This window comes from Pseudomonas sp. SDO55104_S430 (genome assembly GCF_054070595.1).
The window spans coordinates 1-6980 of sequence record NZ_JBSVXG010000269.1 but is presented as its reverse complement, the minus strand read 5'-3'; the positions used below and the strand labels follow the sequence as shown (position 1 = coordinate 6980).

Below are 6980 nucleotides of genomic sequence, written 5' to 3'. Positions count from 1 at the left end.
GATGCGGGCTGCCTGACACCCAGCGGTGTTCGGGCCTCCATCGCGAGCGTGCTCGCTCCTACAGGGGTTGTGGGTGCGGTGTAGACTGGGATCTCTTCCAAGGAGTGAGCCCTGCATGATCGGCGTCGAGTTGCTGTCACCCGAAACCCTCACGCTGGGTTGGCTGATCTATGTACCGGTGCTGATCTGGGCGATCTGTCGTGCATCCTGGGTCGAGTTGTTCACCGACAGCCGTCGTCAGCATCTGGTGCTCGGCACAGTGTTCGCGCTGTTTCTGCTGTGGCTGGTGCGGCGGGATTTCGATACCGGCGTGTCCTATCACTTCATCGGCATGACGGCGGTAACGCTGCTGCTCGACTGGCCGCTGGCGATCGTCGGTGGGCTCATTGCGCAAACGGGACTGGTGCTGCTGGGGCGTCAGGACCTGACGGCGATGGGGGTCAATGGCGCACTGTTCATTCTGCTGCCGGTGCTGGTCACCGAGTGCTGTGCGATCGTGGTCGAGCGTGCTCAGCCGCGCAATCTCTTCGTATATATCTTCGTTTCCGGTTTCTTCGCCGCGGCGTTGTCGGCGTTGCTGTGCCTGTTGCTGGCGCTGACGGTGCTGTGGTTCGACGAGCGTTTTGCGATGCCGTACTGGCTCGAGGATTTCATCGGCTATTTATGGCTGATCATTTTTCCCGAGGCGTTCATCAACGGCATGGTGGTCAGCGCGCTGGTGGTGTTCTGCCCGGAATGGCTGGAGACCTTCAATCGTACGCGCTATCTGTCGGCGCCGTGGAAAGACGACGATCCCGGGTCCTGAGTCTGTTCAGGCCCGGGATCGGCAGGTGTTCCCGATATCAGTGATGGCGAGGTTCGAAGTCGCCACTGAACATTTCGTCTTCGGCATCCGGGGCCACCGGAATCTTGTGCTCTTCCGAAGCCCAGGCGCCCAGGTCGATCAGCTTGCAGCGGTCGGAGCAGAAGGGCCTGAACAGGCTTTCGGGGCTCCATTCCACAGGGGCGCCGCAGGTCGGGCATTCGACGGTTGGGTACTGGCTCATGACTGGCCTCCAGGCAAAGTAAGGTAAAAGTGATGCAGGCGTTCGACCTCGCTGCGCAGCCAGGCGAGGTCGCGGTCGTTGACCACCACATCGTTGGCATGACTCACGCGATCCTGGCGACTGGACTGGACCTTGAGGATCGCCTGGACCTGCTCTTCGCTGGTCTGGTCCCGCTGCAAGGTGCGTTCGATCTGCAGCTGTTCCGGGGCATCGATCACCAGCACCCGCTGGGTCATGGCGTACTGGCCGGACTCGATCAGCAGCGGTGAAACCAGAATGGCGTAAGGTGATTCTGCCAGTGCCAGGTGATGAGCGATTTCTTCGGCGATCAACGGATGCAGCAAGGCTTCGAGCCAGCGACGCTCATCCGCTACTTCGAAGATCAGTTTACGCAGGGCCGCGCGATCCAGCTGACCGTCGGCCTGCAACACGCCGGGGCCGAAGTGTTCGGCGATTTTCGCCAGCGCCGGACGGCCCGGCTCCACGACCCAGCGCGCGGCATGATCGGCATCGACCACGTGTACGCCCAGGTCGATGAAATGCTGGGCAGCAGCGCTTTTGCCGCTGCCGATGCCGCCGGTGAGGCCGAGAATCCAGGGTTTTTGCGCAGGGGTATTCATTTCAAACCGACAAACTGCCAATAGAAGTCGGTTATTTGACCACCCCAGAGCATGGCAATCCAGCCGGCAATTGCCAGATAGGGGCCGAAGGGGATGGGCGTGGAGGTTTTTGCCTTGCTCAGGCGCAGGTAAATCACGCCGATGATTGCTCCGACGAAGGACGCCAGCAGGATGGTCAGCGGCAGAATCTGCCAGCCACCCCAGGCTCCGAACATTGCCAGCAGCTTGAAGTCGCCATGACCCATGCCGTCCTTGCCGGTGATCAGCTTGAACACCCAGAACACCGACCAGAGCAACAGATAGCCGGCAATGGCTCCCCACAATGCGTCGTGCAGCGAGACGAACAGTTCGAGGCTGTTGACGATCAGACCCATCCACAGCAGCGGTAACACCAACACGTCCGGCAGCAGTTGATGGTCGGCATCGATCTGGCTCATCGCCAACAGACCCCAGGTCAGCAGCAGCGCCATGGCGGCTTGCCAGCCGAATCCGAAATGCCAGGCAACGAACGCCGACAACAGGCCGCAGGCGAGTTCCGTGAGTGGGTAGCGTTTGCTGATGGGGGTCGCGCAGGCGGAACAGCGTCCGCGCAGAAACAGAAAGCTGATGACGGGAATGTTTTCCCAGGCGCGAATGCGGTGTTCGCAGCGCGGGCACTGGGAGTGAGGCAGCAGCAGATTGTAGGTGGGCTGGGGCTTTTCTTCGGGCATCCCGAGAATCTCATGGGCCTGCATGCGCCATTCGCGTTCGAGCATTTTCGGCAGGCGCCAGATCACCACGTTGAGAAAGCTGCCGACCAGCAGCCCCACCAGCCCGGCAATAGTCACGAATGCCAGCGGGTAGAGCGTCATGATTTCGTTCAAGGGCATGTCAGATCGTTGAACCGAGTTGGAATATGGGCAGGTACATCGCAACCACCAGGCCGCCGACGATAACACCCAACACCACCATGATGAACGGTTCCATGAGGCTGGTGAGACTGTCGACCATATTGTCGACCTCGTCTTCGTAGAAGCCCGCGACCTTGTCCAGCATCTCATCCAGCGCACCGGATTCTTCGCCAATGGCGGTCATCTGGATCGCCATGGTCGGAAAAATACCGGAGGAACGCATGGAAAAATTCAACTGCATGCCGGTGGAAACGTCCTGCTTGATCCGCAGCACCGCACGCTTGAAGACCACATTACCGGCGGCACCAGCCACGGAATCCAGGGCTTCGACCAGAGGTACGCCAGCGGCGAAAGTAGTCGAGAGGGTGCGGGCAAAACGAGCCACGGCGGATTTGTACAACAGGGTGCCTACCAGAGGCACTTTCAGCAGCCAGGCATCCATTCGGTCACGAAAGCCCTGGGAGGTCTTGAGTGCGTGACGAACCGCAAAAATCGCCGCGATCAACCCGCCCAGCATCATCCACCACCATTCCTGCATGAACCGCGACAGTCCGATGACCATCACGGTGAATGCCGGCAGCTCGGCGCCAAAGCCTTCGAACACCGACTGGAATTGCGGCACTACCTTGACCAGCAGAATCCCGGTCACGATGGCGGCGACGAAGATCACTGCCAGCGGGTAGGTCATGGCTTTCTTGATCTTGGCCTTGAGGCTTTCGCTTTTTTCCTTGTAGGTCGCCACTCGTTCCAGCAGCGTATCCAAAGCACCGGCCTGCTCGCCGGCATCCACCAGATTGCAGTACAGCTCATCGAAGTATTTGGGCTTTTTGCGCAGGGCCGCGGCGAAGCTGTTACCGGCCGCGACCTCCTGTTTGACCTCATCCACCAGCGCGCGCATGGCCGGGTTTTCAAAGCCCTCGCCGATGATGTCGAAGGACTGCAACAACGGCACGCCGGCCTTCATCATGGTCGCCATCTGCCGGGTAAACAGGGCGATGTCCTTGGCCTTGATGCCTTTGCCCAGACGGAGCAATGAGGGCGATTTCTTGCGGACTCTGCCCGGGTTGATGCCTTGCTTGCGCAGTTGCGCCTTGACCAGCGCAGGGTTCACGCCGCTCAACTCGCCAGTGATTTTGGTGCCTTTGCGGTCGGTGCCTTCCCAGAGATAGGTGCTGACTTTTGCTGCTTTGACCGCCATGTTCAATCCTTGGTAACCCGGTTGATTTCTTCAAGGCTGGTGATGCCCTGCATGGCTTTGTGCAGGCCCGAGGTGCGCAGATCATCGAAGCCGTCCTTGCGCATCTGATCATCGATCTGCAGCGCGTTGCCCTCGGCCATGATCAGCCGTTGCAGTTCTTGCGTGTTTTTCACCACTTCGTAAATCCCCACGCGTCCCCGGTAACCGCCGTTGCAGTGATCGCAACCGGCCGGCCCGTAGATCGTGAACGTGCCGATGCGTTCCTCGGGGAAACCTTCCTTAAGCAAGGCCTCACGGGGAATGTCCAAAGGAACGCGGCAGTGGCTGCACAGCTTGCGCGCCAGGCGCTGGGCGATGATCAGGCTGACGGAGGTGGCGATGTTGAAGCCCTGGATGCCCATGTTGTGCAGGCGGGTCAGGGTTTGCGCGGCGCTGTTGGTGTGCAGGGTCGACAGCACAAGGTGGCCGGTCTGGGCGGCCTTGATGGCGATTTCCGCGGTTTCCAGGTCGCGGATCTCGCCGACCATGATCACGTCCGGGTCCTGACGCAGGAACGAGCGCAGTGCCTGGGCGAAGTCCATGCCCTGTTTGGGATTGACGTTGACCTGGTTGATGCCTTCCATGTTGATCTCCACCGGGTCTTCGGCGGTGGAGATATTGATGTCGACGGTATTGAGAATATTCAGACCGGTGTAGAGCGAGACGGTCTTGCCGGAACCGGTGGGACCGGTCACCAGAATCATTCCCTGGGGCTGCTTGAGCGCCTCCATGTACAACGCTTGCTGCTCGGGTTCGTAACCGAGTGCGTCAATGCCCATCTGCGCGCTGGACGGATCGAGGATCCGGATCACCACCTTTTCGCCCCACAGGGTGGGCAGGGTGTTGACCCGGAAATCGATGGATCGGCTTTTCGACAGGCGCATCTTGATTCGCCCGTCCTGGGGCTTGCGGCGCTCGGAGATGTCGAGGCTGGCCATGACCTTGAGCCTTGCGGCGATGCGGCTGGCCAACTGGATCGGCGGCTTGGCGACTTCGCGCAGGATGCCGTCGGTGCGCACACGCACGCGGAAGACCTTTTCGTAGGGTTCGAAATGCAAGTCGGAGGAGCCGCTTCGGATAGCGTCGAGCAGCATCTTGTGAACGAAGCGCACCACTGGCGCGTCATCGGCATCCTGGCCGACGATGGCGTCCTGGCGGTCGTCGTCCGATTCGATGTCCACGCCATCGAGGTCAACGTCGCCCATCTCTTCCAGACCGCTGGAATGAGTGTCGAAGAATTTCTCGATGGCGTCGCTGAGCTTGTCTTCTTCGACCAGGATCGCTTCGGTGCTCAGGCCGGTGCTGAATTGAATGTCGTTGATGGCCTGGTGATTGGTCGGGTCGGAAATCCCCACGAACAACTTGTTGCCACGCCGCCAGAGCGGTAAGGCGTGGTGCTGGCGCACGAGCTTTTCGCTCACCAGTCCCTTGGGTTGGGTTTCCTTGTCGAGGTGATTGAGGTCCATCAGGGCCATGCCGAAATGTTCCGAGGCAATCTCGGCGACCTGGCGGCTTTTCACCAGTTTGTTCTGCACCAGATAGCTGACCAGCGAGATACGGTTGCGCTGGGCTTGCTGCGACGCCTGTTGCGCGCTTTTGTCAGTGAGCAGTTCGGCCAGCACCAATTGCTTGGCCAGACCGCTTAAGGCGATGTCATTCATTGGGAATCCGGGGGAAGACCGTTGGATGACTTATAGCCTAGTCAAGCGAAGGAGCCAAACCAGGCACGGTCGGGTGACAAAAAGTGTCAGATAGTGCGGATCCTGGGGGCCGTGCGGGGCGGCAACGCCTTCCAATGCCCCCGCCAATTGGGCGCACGGGGCTTGGCATGGGCTGTGCTGAGACAGATTCAGATCATGAGATTCCTACTCATGCACGGAGGCTGTCTATGAAGACTCAAAAAGGTTTTACCCTGATCGAGCTGCTGATCGTGGTGGCGATCATCGGGATTCTGGCGACGTTTGCGATTCCGGCTTATTCCAAGTATCAGGCGCGGGCGAAGGTGACGGCGGGGTTGGCGGAGATTGCCGCGTTGAAGGTGCCGTTTGAGGATTTGATGAATTCTGGTACAGCTGAGCCGACCACTCTGACGGGGGCTGGTACAACAACGCAGAACTGCGCCATTGCGGTAACTGGTACAGTTGCTTCCGGTGCGGGAACGATCGTTTGCACATTGCAAAAAGCTCCGGCCCCGGTTGCCGGGAAAACCATTACGCTTTCTCGTAGCACTACCGGCTGGTCGTGCGCGACCGGCGTTACTGCTGAATACGCGCCACCTGGCTGCACAGCAGCTGCCAGTTAAGTTACCTACCAAACATAAATGCCTCTATCGTGAGATAGAGGCATTTTTTTTGGGAAACATACAAGGAACTAATCGCATTCCTAATAACGTTGGAAAATCTCGCAAATTCATGGCCTTACGCCTGCTTTAAAGTCTGCAACTTGCAAGTCGAGAAATTCCAAGTCATGCAATTTGCATGGTTTCGAAAGAATCGTTTTTTCATAACTTATTGATTTTTAACGTTTTATCGGCAGTCTCAAACTTGGCACACCGTTCGCAATATTTCCTGTACCTGCTGACAAATATCCCAGCAGACTTTCCAGAAAAACAGGAGTTACTCGTATGAAGAAGTTCGCTATCGCTGCCGCTACTGCTACCGCACTGACCCTGACCATGGCCAATGCCGCGTTTGCACAGTCAGAAGCCACTCAGGCCCCACTGATGCTCGCAGCCGGTGAAATGACCCAAGCCAAGGAAGCTACTTCCGATACCTGGATTACCACCAAAGTCAAAAGCGACCTCGTCACCGAAAAAGGCATTCCTGGTACCGACATCAAAGTTGAAACCAACAAAGGCGTCGTGTCCCTGTCTTCGACAACTGCCGTGACTGAATCCCAGAAAGCCACCGCCGTGGCGATCACCAAGAAAATCAAAGGCGTGAAAGCGGTCTCCGCTGACGGCCTGAAAGCCGAGTAAGGCAAGCTTCTCGCCTGGACTGGGAGAAGACGCGACAGGCGGGCCGAGCAATACGTCTGTCGTCTCTTGGAGTTCATGCGAAAGGCCACAAGGACGTGGCCATTACAGGCCCCGACAAGGATGTCGGGGCCTGTTCTATTTTGAGGACGATGCAAAACAAATGTGGGAGCGGGCTTGCTCGCGAATGCGGTGTGTCAGTCAATGCACAGT

General features: G+C 58.5%; 8 protein-coding genes. 3 read left to right on the top strand and 5 right to left on the bottom strand.

The genetic code is table 11. The annotated features are described in order from the left end of the window. The first annotated feature begins 115 nt into the window (after positions 1-115). Positions 116-805 (top strand): energy-coupling factor ABC transporter permease, encoded by a 690-nt coding sequence (locus tag ACW9JE_RS27150; RefSeq protein ID WP_457434513.1) that lies wholly within the window; start codon positions 116-118, stop codon positions 803-805. Positions 806-842: 37 nt separating this feature from the next. Here the strand turns inward: ACW9JE_RS27150 and yacG are convergent, their stop codons facing one another. Genes yacG through pilB form a run of 5 tightly spaced genes read right to left on the bottom strand, consistent with a single transcriptional unit; the run spans position 843 to position 5454 of the window. Next, complete coding sequence (gene yacG, locus ACW9JE_RS27145; RefSeq protein WP_175378811.1) at positions 843-1046, bottom strand: DNA gyrase inhibitor YacG; 204 nt, start codon at positions 1044-1046, stop codon at positions 843-845. After that, positions 1043-1666, bottom strand: coding sequence for a dephospho-CoA kinase (gene coaE / locus ACW9JE_RS27140; protein ID WP_224534190.1), 624 nt, complete (start codon positions 1664-1666; stop codon positions 1043-1045). The genes yacG and coaE overlap by 4 nt, the downstream gene beginning before the upstream one ends. Then, positions 1663-2535 (bottom strand): prepilin peptidase, encoded by an 873-nt coding sequence (locus ACW9JE_RS27135; RefSeq protein WP_457434512.1) that lies wholly within the window; start codon positions 2533-2535, stop codon positions 1663-1665. Before ACW9JE_RS27135 ends, coaE begins: the two co-directional genes overlap by 4 nt. A 1-nt stretch (position 2536) precedes the next feature. After that, on the bottom strand, positions 2537-3754 hold the full coding sequence (locus tag ACW9JE_RS27130; RefSeq protein ID WP_457434511.1) for a type II secretion system F family protein: 1218 nt from the start codon (positions 3752-3754) through the stop codon (positions 2537-2539). Between the two features lie 2 nt (positions 3755-3756). Next, on the bottom strand, positions 3757-5454 hold the full coding sequence (gene pilB, locus ACW9JE_RS27125) for a type IV-A pilus assembly ATPase PilB (protein WP_224534193.1): 1698 nt from the start codon (positions 5452-5454) through the stop codon (positions 3757-3759). A gap of 227 nt (positions 5455-5681) precedes the next feature. On the opposite strand from pilB, the gene ACW9JE_RS27120 reads away from it, so the two are divergent. Together ACW9JE_RS27120 and ACW9JE_RS27115 are read left to right on the top strand one after the other, a co-directional pair. Next, a complete protein-coding gene (locus ACW9JE_RS27120) occupies positions 5682-6095 on the top strand; it encodes a pilin (protein WP_224534194.1) in 414 nt (137 codons plus the stop codon). 321 nt (positions 6096-6416) lie between these two features. Next, positions 6417-6770, top strand: coding sequence for a BON domain-containing protein (locus ACW9JE_RS27115; protein ID WP_224534195.1), 354 nt, complete (start codon positions 6417-6419; stop codon positions 6768-6770). Positions 6771-6980 lie beyond the last annotated feature (210 nt).